General features: G+C 58.5%; 15 protein-coding genes and 1 tRNA gene. 8 read left to right on the top strand and 8 right to left on the bottom strand.

The features are described 5' to 3' along the window. Positions 1-40 precede the first annotated feature (40 nt). From NFR87_RS06920 to NFR87_RS06890, 6 genes are all read right to left on the bottom strand, one after another. Positions 41-2578 (bottom strand): heavy metal translocating P-type ATPase, encoded by a 2538-nt coding sequence (locus tag NFR87_RS06920; protein WP_251448254.1) that lies wholly within the window; start codon positions 2576-2578, stop codon positions 41-43. Positions 2579-2618: 40 nt separating this feature from the next. After that, positions 2619-2882: a metal-sensing transcriptional repressor gene (locus NFR87_RS06915; protein WP_251448251.1), complete on the bottom strand. Its 264-nt coding sequence runs from the start codon at positions 2880-2882 to the stop codon at positions 2619-2621. Positions 2883-3105: 223 nt separating this feature from the next. Then, on the bottom strand, positions 3106-4815 hold the full coding sequence (locus tag NFR87_RS10455; RefSeq protein WP_277613133.1) for an S-layer homology domain-containing protein: 1710 nt from the start codon (positions 4813-4815) through the stop codon (positions 3106-3108). A 118-nt stretch (positions 4816-4933) separates the two neighbouring features. Next, positions 4934-5020, bottom strand: a tRNA-Leu gene (locus NFR87_RS06900). Between the two features lie 61 nt (positions 5021-5081). Then, the gene (locus NFR87_RS06895) at positions 5082-6347 is read right to left on the bottom strand and encodes a sensor histidine kinase (RefSeq protein WP_251448248.1); all 1266 of its coding nucleotides are present in this window, start codon (positions 6345-6347) and stop codon (positions 5082-5084) included. Continuing rightward, positions 6344-7021 (bottom strand): response regulator transcription factor, encoded by a 678-nt coding sequence (locus tag NFR87_RS06890; protein WP_251448245.1) that lies wholly within the window; start codon positions 7019-7021, stop codon positions 6344-6346. The genes NFR87_RS06895 and NFR87_RS06890 overlap by 4 nt, the downstream gene beginning before the upstream one ends. 407 nt (positions 7022-7428) lie before the next feature. Between NFR87_RS06890 and NFR87_RS06885 the strand changes: the two genes are divergently transcribed. The 8 genes from NFR87_RS06885 to NFR87_RS06850 all read left to right on the top strand — a co-directional run bounded on the left by NFR87_RS06885 (position 7429) and on the right by NFR87_RS06850 (position 15356). Further along, positions 7429-8322: a polysaccharide deacetylase family protein gene (locus NFR87_RS06885; RefSeq protein WP_251448242.1), complete on the top strand. Its 894-nt coding sequence runs from the start codon at positions 7429-7431 to the stop codon at positions 8320-8322. Between the two features lie 77 nt (positions 8323-8399). Beyond that, entirely contained in the window at positions 8400-9251 is an 852-nt protein-coding gene (locus NFR87_RS06880) for a bactofilin family protein (RefSeq protein WP_251448239.1), read from the top strand. A gap of 85 nt (positions 9252-9336) precedes the next feature. Further along, positions 9337-10131 (top strand): pyrroline-5-carboxylate reductase, encoded by a 795-nt coding sequence (proC, locus tag NFR87_RS06875; protein WP_251448236.1) that lies wholly within the window; start codon positions 9337-9339, stop codon positions 10129-10131. A gap of 190 nt (positions 10132-10321) precedes the next feature. Continuing rightward, positions 10322-11050 carry a 30S ribosomal protein S2 gene (gene rpsB / locus NFR87_RS06870; RefSeq protein ID WP_251448234.1) on the top strand — a complete coding sequence of 243 codons (729 nt, stop codon included), beginning with the start codon at positions 10322-10324 and terminating at the stop codon, positions 11048-11050. Between the two features lie 80 nt (positions 11051-11130). Continuing rightward, positions 11131-12045: a translation elongation factor Ts gene (tsf, locus tag NFR87_RS06865; protein WP_251448231.1), complete on the top strand. Its 915-nt coding sequence runs from the start codon at positions 11131-11133 to the stop codon at positions 12043-12045. Positions 12046-12120: 75 nt separating this feature from the next. Then, complete coding sequence (locus NFR87_RS06860) at positions 12121-12576, top strand: MarR family transcriptional regulator (protein WP_251448228.1); 456 nt, start codon at positions 12121-12123, stop codon at positions 12574-12576. A gap of 205 nt (positions 12577-12781) precedes the next feature. Further along, entirely contained in the window at positions 12782-14002 is a 1221-nt protein-coding gene (locus NFR87_RS06855) for a MalY/PatB family protein (RefSeq protein WP_251448225.1), read from the top strand. Positions 14003-14027: 25 nt separating this feature from the next. Continuing rightward, positions 14028-15356: an APC family permease gene (locus NFR87_RS06850; protein ID WP_251448222.1), complete on the top strand. Its 1329-nt coding sequence runs from the start codon at positions 14028-14030 to the stop codon at positions 15354-15356. Positions 15357-15413: 57 nt separating this feature from the next. Here NFR87_RS06850 and NFR87_RS06845 read toward each other — a convergent pair whose 3' ends face one another. Both NFR87_RS06845 and NFR87_RS06840 read right to left on the bottom strand, forming a co-directional pair. Continuing rightward, positions 15414-16913 carry a hypothetical protein gene (locus tag NFR87_RS06845; protein ID WP_251448220.1) on the bottom strand — a complete coding sequence of 500 codons (1500 nt, stop codon included), beginning with the start codon at positions 16911-16913 and terminating at the stop codon, positions 15414-15416. Further along, positions 16910-17437, bottom strand: coding sequence for an RNA polymerase sigma factor (locus tag NFR87_RS06840; protein WP_251448217.1), 528 nt, complete (start codon positions 17435-17437; stop codon positions 16910-16912). Before NFR87_RS06840 ends, NFR87_RS06845 begins: the two co-directional genes overlap by 4 nt. Between the last annotated feature and the right edge of the window lie 80 nt (positions 17438-17517).

Here is a 17517-nt window from a genome sequence, read left to right as displayed (position 1 = left end):
GCCCGGAGCAACGCTCCGGGCCGTTCACTCTGCTGTGCGCTTACTGGATGCCGGTCACTTCATACCCGGCGTCGGCAATGGCCTTCTTAATGGCCTCGTCGGTCACATCACCGATCACTGTCGCTGTCTTGCTCTCCAGGTCTACCGTGGCGGTGACGCCGGGCAGGGAGTTGAGGGCGTTGGTGGCGTGCTTGACGCAGTTTTGGCACATCATGCCCTCGATCATGACTTTCTTTTCCATGGTGTTTTCCTTCCCTTCTGTTTTTTGCGGTGCTTCATAGGAAATATCCGTTCTATCATCCCCGCAGTGACGGGGTTTGAACAGCTTGAGGCGCAGAGCATTGGACACCACACAGACGGAGCTCATGCTCATGGCGGCCGCCGCCAGCATGGGGTTGAGCTGAGGCCCGCCGAAGATCGCCAGCACGCCGGCGGCTACGGGGATACAGATAACGTTATAAAAGAAGGCCCAGAAAAGGTTCTGCTTGATGTTGCGGATGGTGGCCCGGCTCAGCTCCACCGCCGTCACGGCGTCCATCAGGTCGCTCTTCATCAGCACCACGTCGGCGGACTCGATGGCCACGTCGGTGCCCGCGCCGATGGCCAGGCCCACGTCGGAGCGAGCCAGAGCCGGCGCGTCATTGATGCCGTCTCCGATCATCGCCACCTTCTTCCCCTCCCCCTGGAGCCGGGAGATCACCTTTTCCTTGTCCTGGGGGAGCACTTCCGCCACAACGTCTGTCAAGGCAAGTCCCTTTGCAATGGCCTGGGCAGTGCGGCGGTTGTCACCGGTGAGCATGACCACCTCCAGGCCCAGATCACGGAGGGCTCTGATGGCCGCCTGCGAGCTGGGCTTCACCGTGTCGGCTACCGCCACCAGGCCCGCCAGCTTGCCGTCCCGGGCAAAGTAGAGCGGCGTCTTTCCCTCCTCCGCAAAAGTCTCCGGCAGGCTCCCTGCGGCGGTCAGGTCAATGTGGTTTTCCTCCATCATGGCCTGGTTGCCCGCCAGAAAAGCGGCGCCCTGAATATTGGCGGACACGCCCCGGCCGTGTATCGCCTGAAACTCCTCCGCGGGCGCCAGCGGCACATTCCGGCGCGCCGCCTCGGCCACCACCGCCTGCGCCAGGGGATGCTCCGAGGGTTTTTCCAGGGACGCGGCTACGCAGAGAAGCTCCGCCTCTGTCATGCCGTTCAAAGGTCTCAGGTCGGTGACCACGGGCTTGCCCTGGGTGATGGTGCCCGTCTTATCCAGCACCATGGTCTGTACGGAGCGCAGGCTCTCCAGCGCCTCAGCGGATTTGAACAGGATGCCGTTTTCCGCCCCCTTGCCGGTGCCCACCATAATGGCCACCGGAGTGGCAAGGCCCAGGGCGCAGGGGCAGGAGATCACCAGCACCGCCACGCCGGAGGTCAGGGCCCGGGCCACGTCCCCGGTGACGAAGATCCAAACCGCGGCGGTGATGAGCGCCAGACAGATCACTGCGGGCACGAAGACGCCCGCCACCTTATCCGCCAGCTTGGCGATGGGTGCCTTGGATGAGGCCGCCTCATCCACCAGGGCGATCATCTGGGCCAAAGTGGTATCGTCCCCCACCCGGGTGGCCTTGAAGGTAAAGGAACCGGACTTGTTGATGGACGCCGCCGCCACTTTGTCCCCCGGCGCCTTATCCACGGGAATGGACTCGCCGGTCAGGGCGGACTCGTCGATGGCGGAGCTGCCCTCTACGATCTCGCCGTCCACGGGAATGGACTGACCGGGGCGGACGACGATAAGGTCGCCCACCGCCACCTCCTCCACCGGGATGGTGACCTCCGCCCCACCCCGCAGCACTGTGGCGGTTTTGGGCGCCAAGTCCATGAGCCGGGAGATCGCCTCCCCTGTTTTGCCCTTGGAGCGGGTCTCCATGTACTTGCCCAAGGTGATCAGCGTCAGGATGGTGCCCGCCCCTTCAAAATAGAGATCCATGGCCCACTTCTCCACCCGGGCCATATCCCCATGCCCCAGACCCCAGCCGATCTGGTAAATGCCCACCAGGCCGTAGAGCACGGCGGCGGCAGAGCCCAGGGCGATGAGAGAGTCCATATTGGGCGAGCGGTGGAAGAGGGTCTTAAAGCCCACCTTATAATATTTGTCGTTGACATACATAATGGGCAGGAGCAGGAGAAGCTGGGTGATGGCGTAATTGAGGGCGTTCCCCGGCCCGTGGAAGAAGTCGGGGATGGGCAGCCCCACCATGTGCCCCATGGTGAGATAAAAAAGTGGGATGAAGAAGCAGAAGGAGATCACGAGCCGCCGCTTCATCCCCCGCAATTCCTCCTGCATATCAGGCATCCCGGCAGGGGCGGACTGTCCCTTCTGCTTCCCGGCATTGGGGAGCGCGGCGCCGTAGCCCGCGGCCACCACCGCCTGGATAATGGAATCGCCGCTCTGCTGAGCGGGGTCAAAATCCACCTGCATGGAGCCGCCCAGCAGGTTCACGTTTACCGCCGACACGCCCTCCAGCTTTGCCACCGCCTTTTCCACATGGGCCGAGCAGGCAGAGCAGGTCATTCCGGTCACAGTAAATTTTTGTCTCATGGCATTGCCTCTCTGAATGATTTTGACATAATTTGCGCGGTCACTTCAATATCTTATCCAGCGCCGCCACCAATTCCTCCACCTTTTCTTCCCTGTCTTCCGCGGTGACCGCCTGTTGGACACAGCCGCGGAGATGGGCGGAGAGCACCTCCCGGTTCACCCGGTTGAGCAGCGCCTCGGTGGCCATAAGCTGCTGGGAGATGTCGATGCAATAGCGGTCTTCCTCTATCATTTTCAGGATCCCATCCAGTTGTCCGCGGGCAGTCTTCAAAAGCCGGGAGACCTTTTTCCGATCCGCCATCATGGGCCGCACCTCGCTTTCACAAGTTAAATGACACCCCCCTGGGGTGTGGTATTATTCTAACCCATCTTCCCTCCTTTGTCAAGAGGGTGCGGGCAAAAATCGAATGAAAACAAAAGCAGGCCGCTGTCGTTTCGATAGCGGCCTGCTTTATTGCGCTCATATAGAATGCACAAAGAACCCGTCGCTATTTAAGCGGCGGGTTCTTTGTTGTAATCGGCTTTTTTCATTTTCCGAAGACGTCTTCGTAGAGGGCTTCGATAATAAGTTTCTGGTTATCATAGGAATGGTCAAAATCCCAAAAGTTATCATCAAAGTAAAATTGTTCTGTCACATATGGTGCGAAGCCAATGTCAGCATTGGTTGCATCTACAACATACCACTCGCTATCAGCGTACACCAAATTCCATGCATGGTTGTTACCAGTGCAAATCATGCAGGGGAGGCCAGCATAATCGCACATGTAAGCGAACGCAACAGCGTAGTCGTCGCAGATACCCTTAACGACTGGCGCATCAGAAGCCCATACGTCTGGGCCGCCAACACGAGGGATGTCTGCAACCTCTGGAGACCCATCGTTATAAGTCATCTTTTCGCAGAGCGCCTCGACCATGATGACGATTTTGTCTTTATCGGACATGCCGGGGGTAAACTTGGCAAAGACAGGGACGAGATTGCCGTTGTATGCTTCGTCTACGGTCGTTGCCTTATATACCCGGTAGATTCCAATGTCATCCTCGACTGTATCACCCACTCGATTGACATAGATGTCACCGCCAGTTACTGCATCCACATAGTAGTCAGTAAATGGAAGTTCCATAGGAATGGGGTGGGTACGCTTTGTGCTGAAACAGGGGTAATTGAAAGTATCGACACCGTCAGTCCACGCGCCGTTTTGCCATGTGCTTGCGACAATGCCGTTCTTTGCAATCCACTCGCGGTTCAGCGCCATAAAGACATAGGCGTTATATTCATCCTTGTCCACCAGCCCATTCAGCTCAGGATGCTTTCCCCAGTAATCCACAGGAGCTTTGTGGGTCTCAAGACTCAGGGTAACCCGTTTGTCGCTTACCGTTCCAACGATGCTGTCTTCAGTAGTAGCATAAGGGGCCTTCGTGCCGCCGGTCACAGGGGGCTTCGAAGGAGTCGGAGTAGGCTCAACACTGGGGGCAGGGGTAGGCGTCGGAGTAGGAGTGGGTGTCGTGCCGCCAGCGTGGTTCCGAATGGCATCCCGCAGGCGGCAGTAGATAGCAGCGGCAGAGGCACGGTCAACCGTGCCAGAAGGATTGAAAGTACCATTGGAGTCGATACCGGTGATAACCTTGTAGTAGTATACCATCGCCATCGTTTCCCGCTGGGTATTGAGAATCTGGTCGACGTCGGGAACCTTGTTCAGTGTAGCCTGACGCTCTGCGTCAGGAAGTTCGGGGATGCCCTTCTCCAGCATGATTCGCCCCGCGATAACAGCCATGTCGATTCGGGTAATGTTCTCGGCAGAGACCTCAGACAAGTCCTTTGCGTTGCGGTACAGGAAGCTGTCAGGGTTCTTCAGCTTTCCAACACCGTTTCGGATAGCCGTTTCCATAGAGGCGCTTTCCAGCAAGCCCTTTTCATATGCGAGGAAACAGTGGGCGACGTACCACGACGTCTCGATACCGGCATTCTTCAGCTCGGTCTCCTTCGCTGCGACCTCATCCTTGTAGAAGGCCCGCATCATCATTACGATGAACTCGGCGCGGGTCAGCGTCTTGGAAGGGGAAAAGTTACCCTCTCCGGTGCCGTTCATCACGCCGTCAGCGGCGGCAGACTGGATGTAGGAGTAGGCCCAGTGGGCATCGGGTACGTCGTTGAAATTTTGATCCGCCGCGGAAACGGGAAGCGCTGCCACGCTCAGCAGTATTGCAGCCGCCAGGAGCAGTGAAGAAAGCCTTTTCACGCATAGTCCCCCTTTTATCTGTGGTACTAATTTGTCCGGCGGAAAACGCCGCATAACACAGCAGAAAAGCAATAATCCGAACCTGTTCCTACCGGAAAAGGTTCGGATTATATAGGCTTGGTGCGGATGGCGGGACTTGAACCCGCACGCCCAATTGAGCACCAGCACCTCAAGCTGGCCAGTCTACCAATTCCAGCACATCCGCATTTGCGCCCCATTTGGGGCACCATGCTATTATAGCGGCCTGCCAAAGGTTTGTCAAGCCCTCATTTTTTCGAAAAAAGCACGGTAAAAGTGGTACCCGCCTCAGGGGTGCTGGCCACAGATATCCTGCCCCCCTGGGTCTCCACAATGCTCTTGGCGATGGCCAGGCCCAGGCCGTATCCCCCCTGCACCCGATCCCGGGCGGCGTCGGAGCGGTAGAACCGCTCAAAGAGGTGCGGCAAATGCTCCGGCGGGATAGCGGGGCCGCTGTTGTTTACGGTAAGCCGGGGTCTTCCCTGGGCCTCGTCCAGGCGCACAGTGACCCTCTCCCCTGCTCCGGCGTATTTCACGGCGTTATCCAGCAGGATCATCACCAACCGGCGCAGCTGGCCCTCGTCTCCCCAGGCGGTAAGTCCGGGCGCTACCGTCTCCGCAAGGGTCACGCCCCTTTCAAAGAATACCGATTCAAAGGGCAGGATGGCGCCGGTGACCAGCTCGCTCAAGCGTACCTGAGTGGGCTGGAGCGGCTGCTTCGCCGCGTCGCTCTTGGCCAGAAAGAGAAGGTCGTCCACCAGGGCCTTCATGCGGGCGGCCTCCTCCTGGGTGTACTCGATCCACTTGGCCTGCTGCTCCACTGTGTCCGTGCGGTGTGCCAAAACAATATCCGCATTGGCTAAGATCACCGTGATAGGAGTCTTGAGCTCGTGGGAGGCGTCGGCCACAAACTGCCGCTGCTGCTCCCAGGCCCGCTCCACCGGGCGGAGGGACAGCCTGGCCAGGAACCGGGAGATGAGATAGAAGACGGTAAGGGCCAGGGCGCAGATCCCCGCGGAGGTCAACAGCTGAGCGCGAATCGTTGCGGCGATGATCCGGTTATCCGCAAAGGCCAGAAACGCTCTGCCGTTCTCCTGGCGGTAAAGATAGCTGAGGCTCTGGCCGGGGAGGGCGCCGTGACCGCCGGCCTGGGCCAGGGCGGCGTCCGTCAGCTCCTGGGCCGTCTCCCGGGTCACGGTCGCGCCGGGCCCCTCCTGAAGATCTATGATGCGGCCGTCGGCGTCGATCTCCACGGCGAAGATGGGCACCGAGGGGAAATTGTCCGCCCGATTTTCCCCCCGGCCCCTTTCCCCGCCCGGGTGGGGCATGTCGAAGGCAAAGCCGGGCGACTGCTTCTGGACGATCCACCGCAGGGCCATGAGCTGAGCCTGATAGACCTGTTCCCGGGCGCGCTGATAGGCGCTGAAGGTCTGGATGGAAAAAACCGCCAGGAGCACCAGGCTCACCAGAAGCATATTGGTCGCAATAAATTTTCGGCGCAGTTTGGCGATCATTCCTCCGGCACCTCCAAAAAGTAACCCACCTTGCGCAGGGTACCGATGGTCACATTGGAATGAAGAAAGGCCAATTTCTTGCGCAGGAAGGAGATATACACCTCCACGTTATTGTCCTCCGCCTCCGACTCCAGGCCCCACACCTTGGCGATCATATCTTCCTTGGGCACCACCGCCCTGCCGTTGAGCATCAGAAGGCGCATGACCTCAAACTCCTTAAAGCCCAAGTGGACGGAGTCCTCCCCCCACATGAGGCAGCGAACGTCCAGCCGCAGGGACAGCTCCCCCACCGTGATAACATTGCCGACCACCTCTCCCTGCCGCCGGGTGAGGGCGCGGATGCGGGCCAGGAGCTCGCCGGCGTCGAAGGGCTTGGTCATGTAGTCGTCGGCGCCGCAATCCAGCCCGCTGATCTTGTCGGCGACCTCATCCCGGGCGGTGAGCATGAGGATGGGCGTGGACACATGGGCGGCCCGGAGCCGCTGGGCCACCTCAAGTCCATCTACCTTGGGAAGCATCACATCAAGAACGATCACGTCGTATTGGCCGGTAAGGGAATAGTCCAGACCGCCCGCCCCGTCATAGACCACGTCCGTCTGATAACGCTGTTCGGTCATGATCTGGCCCAGCGCCTCGGCCAAATGACGCTCGTCCTCTACGATCAAAATTCGCATGCTCCTCCCGCCTTTCTGTCACAAGGATACCGCAGAAAGCTGAAATTTGTCTGAAAGCTTCCCGCTTCTATTGTAATAAATGTGGGCTGGAATTGGAAGGGGACGGCTTAGAAAATTTGCCATAGGCCGGGCAAATTCTTTTTGTTGGAAAAAGTCGTTAAAAAAGTTGACAAGAACCGGGAATTTGTGTCATACTTCCAATAGTGGTTTTTCTATGCCCTGCGGAAAAGGCCGGAAATCCAAAGAGCTCCGCTCTCTCTCCGCTGGAAAACTTTTACAAATTTTCGAGGAAATGCCCACTCTTTGCAAATTTTCCTTGCCTTTTCGAGGCATCTGCTTTATAATCATACTGTTAAACTACGCGGCGCTCTGTCCATGCGCGCGTGTCGTGGATGGGAGGATAGGCAATGAAGACCTTCAGCGTGACGTTTTTCAAGCGTCTGATCCTGATCGTTCTGGCATTGTTGATCCTCGTTCCCACTGTTCTGGCCATCGTTTTTGGCCTGCGGTGCGCTTCTCTGGAACAGCGGCTTGCCCGTTTGGAGTCCGCCGTGCCCGGCACGCCGGACTACTCTGCCCTGCTGGGCCCTGACCAGGCCGAGGCTCTCGCCTATCAGGAGCTCTTTCCCGAGCTCTACGGTGAGACCGCGATCCCTACCAACCGCACCCCGGCGGAGGAAACGGTCTATCTCACCTTCGACGGAAGTCCCAGTCCCAACACCCTGGACATTCTGGACACACTGGATGAATATGGTGTGAAAGCCACCTTTTTCGTCTCCGGCCAGACCGACGCCGACTCCCTGACCATTCTGAAGGAGATCGGGATCCGGGGGCACGCCATTGGCCTTCGCAGCTATAGCCTCTCCTATCAGGAGGTATATAACTCAGTCGAGGACTATCTGGCCGATTTTCAAAAGATCTATGACCTGGTTTATGAGACTACAGGTCAAAAGGTACAGATCTTCCGTTTCCCCGGCGGAAGCATCAACGCTTATAACAGCAATATCTATCAGGAGCTCATTGCCGAAATGCTCCGCCGCAACTTTGTCTACTTCGACTGGAACGTGTCCGGCGAGAGCACGCAGAGCGGTCAGACCATCGACCAGATCCGGGCCAATGTGCTTGATGGGATGGCGGACAAGAGCCGGGGGATCGTCATGCTGCAGGACAGCTTTGGCAAGGAGACCGTCGCCAAAGCGCTGGGCGGCATTATCGAGGGACTGCAGAGTGAGGGCTATAAGTTCCAGCCTCTGACGACTGCGGTACTGCCGGTGGTATTCAGCTATAAAAGCGCACCCTAAAAAGCGGGCGCGGGAGAGTTTGCACAGATGGGAAGGTGCGGCATATGGCCAGTAATAAAGAAAATATGAGACAGGCAATGAAGGAGCTGCTGGGTCTGGTTGGTATGACCAAGGAGGAAAAAGGCGACGCTACCTTTGAGACCGACTTGGATTCCACCCGCCAGGAGGTCGCCCAGACCGTTGAGAAGACCCTGTTCCAGGAGTCCCCTGTGGAGATCACAGTGGAACCTAAGGTGGAAGCCCGGAAGGAGCCCCGCGTGGCCACCCGGGTGGAGCCCCAGCAGGAGCCGAAGGCGCCGGAGCCCAAGGTGGAACTGGAGCCCAGACCGGAGCCTCAGCCCGCCCGGGGCGGCTTTTTCGGCATCGGCCGTTCCGTTACGCCGCCTCCCTCCCCTGCCTCTGCGGCAGCGCCCAGGCCGGAGCCCATGTTCTCCGGGGATGACGACGAGGAGGATGTGCGTGCACCCTTCATCCGTCCCAACGCCACGGTTATCGCCGCCGGCGCCACCTTTTTTGGCGACCTGCGGGCCGAGGGCGATGTGGAGGTGCTGGGCAAGCTAAAGGGTAACCTGGAGGCCACCGGTAATGTGCGCATCACCGGTAAGGTGCTGGGCGATGTGAAGGGCGCCGCCGTTGTGCTGGCGGGCTGTGCCGTTCAGGGCAATATCACCTCTACCTCCTCCGTATCGCTGGACGCCAGCGCTGTGGTCGTGGGCGATGTGTTGGCCACCGATATCGAATCTGACGGCAAGATCAAGGGCAATCTCCAGATTGCCCGGGCCGCCACCTTCTTCCCTGGCTCCGTACTGGCGGGCAATGTCACAGCCTGCACTATCGCGATGAACCAGGGTGCCCGGATCCAGGGCGCCATGCGCATTGCGGAGGATCCCGAGACCAACGCCCTCTTTGGAGACGGCTTGGAAATCTGATCAATTGCCAAAGAGGGCCGCACAAGGTGCGGCCCTCTTTTTTATTCCATGTGCAGAAAGACTTTTGAATTGAGGTGACCTTCTTATGAAAAAAGCGGCATTTATCGGCACGGGCAATATGGGCGCCGCCCTGCTCCGGGCCGCCTGTACGGCCCTTGGGGGCGACCAGGTGGTCTGCTCCAACCGCACTGCCGCCAAGGCCCAGGCTCTGGCGGTCGAGACCGGCTGTACCTCCCTTGAGACCAACCTGGAGGCGGCGGCCGCCGCCCAATATCTCTTTCTCTGCGTCAAACCCAAGCAGATCAAGGCCCTGCTGACCGAGCTCTCCCCTGCCCTGTCCGGCCGGGCGGTCGTCTCTGTGGCGGCAGGTATCGTTCTGGATGACATCCAGCGTTGGGCTGGGCCCGATGTCCCCGTTCTGCGCATCATGCCCAACACCCCCTGCGCCATCGGCAGGGGCATGACCGCTCTTTGCGGCGGAAGCACCGCAAAGGAAAAACACTTTGCGGATGTTGAGGCCATTCTGGCCGCCTCCGGCCGGGTGGAGCGTATCAAGGAAGGGCAGATAGACGCCTTCAGCGCCGTTGCGGGCTGCGGCCCCGCTTTCGTCTATCCCTATATCGAGGCCCTGGCTGACGGCGGCGTGGCGGCAGGGCTGCCCCGGAAGCAGGCCATGCTCTACGCCGCCCAGATGGTCTTGGGCGCGGCGGCCATGGTGCTGGAAACAGGCGAGCATCCCGGCGCGCTGAAGGATGCGGTCTGTTCCCCCGGCGGCTCTACCATCGAGGGCGTGGCGCAGCTGGAACGTCACGGGCTCCGGGCCGCGGCCATCGACGCTGTGCTGGCCGCCTGGAAGAAAAACGGCGCGTTGGGCAAGTGAACTCATTTGCCGGAAAAACATTCCTTTTTCAGGAAAAAAACCTTGCCTTTCCGGGCAAACTGTGGTAAACTACCATGGCATGTGATTACGCACATCCGCGGACAGAGGGCCAGGTGCCGGGATCACCCGGTTGGCCGGCTCTGGATGAAACGGGTGGAGGAATCAACAAATAAAGGAGGAAATTTGAACTATGGCAGTCGTATCTATGAAGCAACTTCTCGAGGCGGGCGTCCACTTCGGACACCAGACCCGCCGCTGGAACCCCAAGATGGCCGCGTATATCTACACCGAGCGCAACGGCATCTACATTATCGACCTGCAGAAGACCGTGAAGAAGCTGGAGGAGGCCTATTCCTTCGTGCGGGATATGTCCGCTGAGGGCGGCACCCTGCTCTTCGTGGGCACCAAGAAGCAGGCCCAGGAGGCCATTAAGGAAGAGGCTGGCCGCTGTGGCATGTACTTCGTCAACGCCCGTTGGCTGGGCGGCATGCTCACCAACTTCAAGACCATGCGGGGCCGTGTGGATCGTCTCAACCAGCTCAAGAAGATGCAGGAGGACGGCACCTTCGATATGCTCCCCAAGAAGGAGGTCATGCATCACCTGGGCGAGATCGCCAAGCTGGAGAAGTATCTGGGCGGCGTGACCGAGATGCGCAAGCTCCCCTCCGCCCTGTTCGTGGTGGATCCCCGCAAGGAGCGCAACGCCATCAACGAGGCCCGCAAGCTCCACATCCCCATTGTGGCCATTGTGGACACCAACTGCGACCCCGACGAAATCGACTACGTGATCCCCGGCAATGATGACGCTATCCGGGCCATCAAGCTCATCTCCGGCGTTATGGCCAACGCTATCCAGGAGGGCCGCCAGGGCGTGGACGCCGCTCCCGCCGAGGCCCCTGCCGAGGTTCCCGCTGAGTAAGTAAGAAGGAAATTTGGGAAGCGCCCGTCCAGCGCGGGCGGGCGCTTCTTTTATTTGAATATTAATAGGAGGTCATTGATATGGCAATTTCCGCAAAAGAAGTGCAGGCCCTCCGGGAAAAGACCGGCGTGGGCATGATGGAGTGCAAGAAGGCTCTGGTGGAGACTAACGGCGACATGGACAAGGCCGTGGAGTATCTCCGGGAGAAGGGCCTGGCCGCCTCCATCAAGAAGGGTGACCGCATCGCCGCCGAGGGTGCCGCTTATGCCGCCGTCATCGACGGTGTGGGCGTTGTGGTGGAAGTCAACGCCGAGACCGACTTTGTGGGCAAAAACGAGAAGTTCGTGGAGTTCGTCCACGGTGTCGCCGCCTCTGTGGTGGCCAACAAACCCGCTGACCTGGACGCCCTCATGGCCGCCCCCTACGGCAACGGCCGCAGCGTCCAGGAGGAGCAGCAGGAGATGGTGCTGGTCATCGGTGAGAACATCAAGGTGCGCCGCTTCTTCCTTTTCACTGAGGGCGTCAGCGTTCCCTATGTCCACGCCGGCGGCAAGATCGGCGTGCTGGTGAACTTTGAGACTGACCTGGCCGCTGACAAGGTGGAGCCCATCGGCAAGGACGTGGCCATGCAGATCGCCGCCATGAACCCCCGTTTCTGGGACAAGAGCCAGGTGGACGACGCCACCCTGGAGGAAGAGAAGAAGATCATGCTGGTGCAGATGGCCAACGATCCCAAGATGGCCGCCAAGCCCGACAAGGTCAAGGAGGGCATCGTCACCGGCAAGCTGCGCAAGTTCTACGAGGAGAACTGCCTGCTCCAGCAGGCCTTTGTGAAGGACGGCTCCATGAGCGTGGAGGCCTATATCGCCTCCGCCGCCAAGGCCGCCGGCGGCAGCCTCACCTTCAAGAGCGCCGTGCGTTTTGAGAAGGGCGAGGGCATCGAGAAGCGGCAGGAGAACTTCGCCGAGGAGATCGCCAAGCAGCTGCAGAAGTAAAATAAGAACCCCTAAAGAAGCTCTGGAGCCGAAAGTGCTTCAGAGCTTCTTTTTATAAAGGAAAGGGATGACAGTGTGGATCGGCTGAAACTGATTGAAAAGCTGTTGTGGGAGTGTACGACATCCGCCACCACGATCTCCGACTTTATGAATCGCCCCCGGAAATATGCCGCGGACGACTCCCTGTATATGAAAGAAGTTCATTTTGTGATGGCCCTGGGCTCAAGGGAACGTCCTTCCATGAGCGAAGCGGCTGAGCTTCTAAACGTGACCCCCGGTGCGGTGACGCAAATGGCTGCCAAGCTGGAGAAAAAGGGCTATGTGATCCGCCTGAAGTCCAGCCAGGACAAGCGGCAAACCATCCTCTCCCTCACGGAAAAAGGCAAAGCCCTGTGCGCCGATCACATTGCCTATGACCGGGAGGAACATCTCTCTGTCAGCGAAAAATTGGAGGAGTATTCTGACTCTGAGCTGGAAGACCTCATTCGATATGAGCAAAGGATACGGGCAATATTCACAAGTGACAGGTAACTTTTCTATTCAAAACGGCAAAAAGCGTCTTCTTGTATTGACAGGAAGGCGCTTTCCTTTTATAATTATTTTAGCTACTAAAGCAGTTTTCTTTTGCGCAACTCCTTTAGCTACTAAAATACTTTGTGGCAGGTGTATACGGGAGGTGAGGAATGGGCGCCTGAGCGGGAAATATTCCAAGGGAAGAAAAATGAGGAGGGATCAAATGAAGTACGATTTTGACCATGAGGTTCAGCGTTTTGGAACCTATAGCATGAAATTTGATGATCCCGGCTATTTCCGGGCTATCGTTCCGGAGATCCGGCTGGATGAGGACACGGTTCGTCTTCTTCTGGCAGATATGGACTTTAAGGCGGCTCCAGCCATTGTTCAGGCCATGCATCGGGTGGCGGATCACGCCAACTTCGGCTATACCACAGCGGGGGCGGAACCGAAGTTCAATCAGTCCATTATCAACTGGTACCGCCGCCGCTATGGGTTTGACATCAAAAATGAATGGATCATCTACTCCAACGGAGCTTTGGACGGCGTCGGTCAAACAGTCAATGCCTTTTCCGCGCCGGGAGACGGCGTGATCCTCTGCTCCCCTGTCTACAGCAACTTCACCAGCACGATCACACACCTGGACCGCAAGGTGGTCAACTGTCAAAAGCTCCACCCTGCCGTAGGCGTCTACGAGATGGACTGGGCCCGGTTCGAGACCCTCTGCGCCCAGAAGGAGAACAAGGTCTTTGTCCTCTGCTCCCCCGAAAATCCGGTGGGCCGTATCTGGACGGCGGAGGAGCTCAACCGCATGGCGGAGATCTGCCGGAAAAACGGTGTCGTCATCGTCTCTGATGAGATCCACTCTGACTTTGTGCGTCATGGAGAAAAGCATATCCCCATCCTCCAGGCAGTACAGGATCACAGCAACCTGGTGATGGTCTCTGGCCCCAACAAGTCCTTTAACCTCCAGGGCCTCCACTGCGCTTACTCCGTGATCCCCAACGATTCCCTGCGTGCCCAATTCATGGACAACTACATCACCAATATGCCCACCCCCTTCGCCGTGGCCGCCATGATCGCCGCCTATGACGAGAGCGAGGATTGGCTGGATGCGCTCAACGACTATTTGGATCGGGGGCTGGCCTGGACGGTGGACTACATCCATGAAAAGCTGCCCAAGGCCAAGGCCTATATACCCCAAGCCACTTATGTGGTCTGGGTGGACTTTTCCGATTACGGTTACAGCCAGGATATTCTGCAATATCTGGTCAATCACAAGGCAAATGTGGCCGTCCAGGGCGGTCTCTCCCACGACCCGGAGCAGGGAGAACACTACCTGCGGCTGTGTCTGACCTGCTCCACAGCCACCATGAAGGAGGCCATCGACCGCATCGCAGCAGCCTTTGCGGAATACGAGGCCCAACAGGGCTCTACAAAATAAATAAGAAAAATGGGAGGTATTCTTTATGGATAACAAAAAGCTAAATGTGTTTGACCTGACTTCCATTGGCGTTGGCACCATCATCGGCGCAGGAGTTTTCTCTATGCTGGGTTACGGTATCGCCTACACCGGTCGGGGCATCGTCATCGCCCTGTTTCTGGCCATGGCCCTTGTGGTTCTCCAGTCCATCCGCTATCCCATCCTGGCCAATGTGTTTGAGTTGGACGGCGGTATGTATGCCTATGACTCCCTGACTTGTCCCCAGATTTGCGCCGGCTTTACCGCCGCCAACGATGTATTTTTTAAATTGGGCACCCAGTCGGTGACCGTCATCGCATTTGCTATGTACCTGGAAATGCTATTCCCTGCTCTAACTCCTTACCGCAAGATCGTGGCTATTTTAGTTCTTACCGCCACCTATGCCTGTGTGATAGCAGGCACCAAGTTTGCCGCCCGGGTTCAAAATGGGATGTGCATTTGTATGTATGTGGCCCTGGGTCTGTTCGTGGTGTACGGTATCATGAATTTTGACCCCTCCGCTTACGCCGGAGAGCCCATGCTCATCAACGGCCCCACCGGCCTGATGATGGCCACCGCCCTTATGTCTTATACCTGCAACGGCTTTCAATATGTCATCAGCATGGGCAAGGCGGCCAAAAATCCCAAGCGTGGCCTGCCCCTGGCATTCTTCCTGTCCGCTCTGATCGCCGCGATCCTTTACGCTGTCATCGGTTTTGCCGCTACCCACGCCTATTCCTACGGCAAGATCGCCGGGATGGGCCTGGGGGATATCGCCAAACTGATGATGCCCGGTAGCCTTGCCACCTTCTTCCTGGTCGGCGGCGCCCTCTTTGCCCTGGGAACCTCTCTGGTGGGCGGCACCGCCTCCAGCTATCAGCCCCTGATGGCCTCCGCCCGCGACGGCTGGCTTCCCGCTGTTCTGGGTAAGACCACCAAGAATGGCACCCCCTATGTCCTGGGCTTCCTCTATGTAGTAGGCGTACTTCCCATCATTTTGGGCCTGGATCTGAACGACATGGTCACCATGCAGCTGGTTCCCTTGGGGCTGGTGATGATCGTCTGCACCATCTTCTCCCTGAATGTCCCCAACCGGTTTGCCAAAGAGTGGACAGAGAGCGGTATCAAGATTTCCCCTGCCCTTTATAAGGCGCTCAATATCCTTGCCATCCTCGCTTCCGTCATCCTGGTGTCCTACAGCTTTATCTCCAACGGCTACAAGGTCGTCACACTGGTCATCACCGCCGGCATCTTCCTCTACGGATATCTGCGCAACAAATTTGGACACATTGATATCCAATCTCAGAAGGAATACCGGGAAAACGCGGATGTATGAAACCACAAAAAAGAGGCTGTCAGCAAACGCTGACAGCCTCTTTTTTGCGCTCTTCCGTCACTGGGGCGGCCACTCCTCCGGTTCCCCCGCCTGCTCCCAGAGATAGCGGGACAGGGTCTGGAAGGTGGTGTAGAACTGCCTCCGGTTTTCGTGGATCGAACCGACGCGCTCCATCGGATCGGTATGGGGGAACGTGGGCGCGCCGCTTCGGTACCAGTTGAAGATCATGCTCCCCAACCAGTAGTCCTCCGGCATGGTGAAATCTACCTGCAGCCAGCCCCGGCGGTTTTCCGCCCCCATAGGGTAATTGACCCGGCCGGTGATAGCCTGGAAGTTTGACGTTCCGAAAAAGCCCGTAGCGGTATGCCCTTTCATCGTCAGCTCCGGGATGGGGGCGATCCAGCTCTCTCCCCCCTTCTCATAGAGAAGGGCTCCGGTATAGCGCGTCTCCCCGGCGGACTCCTCCGGCCGGAACAGGAAGCTGTCCGTCCAGAAGGGGCCGTGGTCGGCGCCGTAGGACATGCTCTTCCATTGGAAGAACAGGAAGGTGCGGAATTGGTGCCCGGGCAGCTCCGCCGTCACAGCGGTCACGTCCAGATTGGCCTTTCCCGGCGCATCCACATACTGGTAGACCAGGCCATAGCTGTTATATTCCGGCTCGCTGTGGGGGTCGAACATCAAAAGTTCTTGTGAAACGTCCAGGTTGAGCACACCTGACAGACCCTCCAGCGCACTGTCCGGCAGGTCTTGAAGCTGCTCCTCCGGAAAGCCCAACGCCAACAGCTCCTGGCGTACCGGGGCACTCCGGGCCCCGGTATCCGGCGCCGCCTCCAGGGGAATATGAGCGGCATAGAGACTACCAGCTGTCACGATGGCAAGACAGAGAAGCCAGTAGACCCACTTCACGGTTTTCTCACTGACCGCCACCGGAGCGGCAGCGAGGGCGTAGCCTGCGTCGGAGAGCTTCTCCGGCAGGTGGTAGAGGGCGTTGAGCGCGTAAATATAGAACCCCAGGGTGGGAATAGCGGCCAGCCAACTGTTGCTTAGCGGAGAACGGGCAAGGACTGCTATGGCCACGGTGAGCCCCGCCAGCAGAAGCAGCGGATCCCGCTCCCAGGGCACCTCCGCCTTTTGAAATACCTCCGCCAGCGCCTTACGCAGAATAAGGAAGTATCCCACCTGGATGGCCACCGCCAACAGGATCAGCGGGAGAGAGTTCTCGATCTCCGGGCCGCGCCAGCCGGTGGAGGCTTCAACAAGCGTGCACATCCAGCCTGCCAGACGCAGAAGGGAGAGCCCCCAGCCGGCAGCAAACCAGCGGTTTTCCCGGCGCAGCGCCCGGAAGCCCAGCAGAAGCATAAGGTATCCGATCCCAGGCAGAAGATAGTTCAGCCAAAGGAAATTCAGCTTGATGGTAGTGAGCGCCAACCCCATGGCGATGCGGGTCACCGGCTCTTCCCAAGAGTTCGTCCGCGCCACTATCTCGTCGTCGGGGGGAAGCTCGGTCAGCTCCCGGGCAAGTAGCTCCTCAAAACCTTTGTCGTCTCTTGTGCTCACAGCGCCTCACCTCCCAACCGCTGTCGCAGCTTTTGCCTCAGACGGTACAGCCGCCCCTCCACTGCCCGCTCCGTAAGGCCGAGCTCGGCGGCGATCTGGGCGGTGGACTGCATATAATAATATTTTCGGTAGCACAGGATCTGTTCCTGCCGGGGCAGAGCCTGAATGACCGAACGGAGCCGCTCCACGCGCTCTTGGCGCAGAAGCGCCTCCTCCGGAGAGGGCACGGCGGCACAGCTCTCCTCCAAAGGCTCTGAGACCGCCCCTATCCCCTTCTTTTTGTTGAGGGCGGCGTTTCGGGCCACGGCGGTGAGCCAGGTGGACAGCCTGCCCTTGTCCGGATCATATTGGCCGATCTTCTCCCAGGCGCGCAGGAATACGTCGCTGACACACTCCTCCACATCCCGGCCGTCCCCCAAAACGCCCCGCACCACATACCGGGTCAGGTTGCCGTATCGCTCCTGAAGGCGCTTCAGGCCCTCCTGGTCGCCCGCTTTCATCATAGTCAGGATATCCTCGTCCACCGTCTCACCTCCACATTTGTCCTTCTAATAGATCATACAGCGCTTCCCGGAAAATCCCACGGCGATTTTTGTAAAAAAAC

It is taken from the genome of Vermiculatibacterium agrestimuris, from assembly GCF_943193085.1.
Classification (GTDB): domain Bacteria; phylum Bacillota; class Clostridia; order Oscillospirales; family Oscillospiraceae; genus Vermiculatibacterium; species Vermiculatibacterium agrestimuris.
The sequence above is the reverse complement of the archived record's forward strand: the minus strand, read 5'-3'. Positions and strand labels throughout refer to the sequence as shown.

What these genes read in the sequence shown, in the direction of transcription:
- NFR87_RS06895 (WP_251448248.1), bottom strand. Translation starts at nt 6,347, where the DNA reads ATGATCGCCAAACTGCGCCGAAAATTTATTGCGACCAATATGCTTCTG.
- NFR87_RS06890 (WP_251448245.1), bottom strand. Translation starts at nt 7,021, where the DNA reads ATGCGAATTTTGATCGTAGAGGACGAGCGTCATTTGGCCGAGGCGCTG.
- rpsB (WP_251448234.1), top strand. Translation starts at nt 10,322, where the DNA reads ATGGCAGTCGTATCTATGAAGCAACTTCTCGAGGCGGGCGTCCACTTC.
- NFR87_RS06915 (WP_251448251.1), bottom strand. Translation starts at nt 2,882, where the DNA reads ATGATGGCGGATCGGAAAAAGGTCTCCCGGCTTTTGAAGACTGCCCGC.
- NFR87_RS06850 (WP_251448222.1), top strand. Translation starts at nt 14,028, where the DNA reads ATGGATAACAAAAAGCTAAATGTGTTTGACCTGACTTCCATTGGCGTT.
- NFR87_RS06880 (WP_251448239.1), top strand. Translation starts at nt 8,400, where the DNA reads ATGAAGGAGCTGCTGGGTCTGGTTGGTATGACCAAGGAGGAAAAAGGC.
- proC (WP_251448236.1), top strand. Translation starts at nt 9,337, where the DNA reads ATGAAAAAAGCGGCATTTATCGGCACGGGCAATATGGGCGCCGCCCTG.
- tsf (WP_251448231.1), top strand. Translation starts at nt 11,131, where the DNA reads ATGGCAATTTCCGCAAAAGAAGTGCAGGCCCTCCGGGAAAAGACCGGC.
- NFR87_RS06885 (WP_251448242.1), top strand. Translation starts at nt 7,429, where the DNA reads ATGAAGACCTTCAGCGTGACGTTTTTCAAGCGTCTGATCCTGATCGTT.
- NFR87_RS06920 (WP_251448254.1), bottom strand. Translation starts at nt 2,578, where the DNA reads ATGAGACAAAAATTTACTGTGACCGGAATGACCTGCTCTGCCTGCTCG.
- NFR87_RS06855 (WP_251448225.1), top strand. Translation starts at nt 12,782, where the DNA reads ATGAAGTACGATTTTGACCATGAGGTTCAGCGTTTTGGAACCTATAGC.